This is a genomic window from Psychrobacter sp. 78a-MNA-CIBAN-0178, assembly GCF_040309625.1.
GTDB classification, from domain to species: Bacteria; Pseudomonadota; Gammaproteobacteria; order Pseudomonadales; family Moraxellaceae; genus Psychrobacter; species Psychrobacter okhotskensis.
The window spans coordinates 1-271 of sequence record NZ_JBEOOZ010000132.1 but is presented as its reverse complement, the minus strand read 5'-3'; the positions used below and the strand labels follow the sequence as shown (position 1 = coordinate 271).

Annotated in this window: 1 protein-coding gene; it reads left to right on the top strand. The window is 41.7% G+C overall.

Annotated features, from left to right (window positions below):
- Positions 1-198, top strand: a 198-nt coding sequence (locus tag AAEY80_RS14560; protein ID WP_350588589.1) for an OB-fold domain-containing protein, incomplete at its 5' end; no start/stop codon positions are given.
- Positions 199-271: the final 73 nt, after the last annotated feature.

The window sequence follows — 271 nt, the reverse complement described above, 5'->3', positions numbered from 1 at the left end:
CATGTAGCCCCATTTGATAGCCCAAATCCTATTGGTTTGATTGAGCTTGAAGAAGGCGTACGTATTCCAGCAGGCTTAATCGGAGTTGAAGAAGGTGTAGCTCCTAAAATTGGCCAAAAAGTGCAAGTCGAATATCACACATTTGATGGTGAGCTGACCTTGCCACAATTTAGACTTGTTCCAACTAAGGAGTCGTAATGGATTTTAATTTAAGCGAAGAGCAATCAGCCATTGCAGAAATGGCCAATAGCTTATTTACCGATACCTGTAC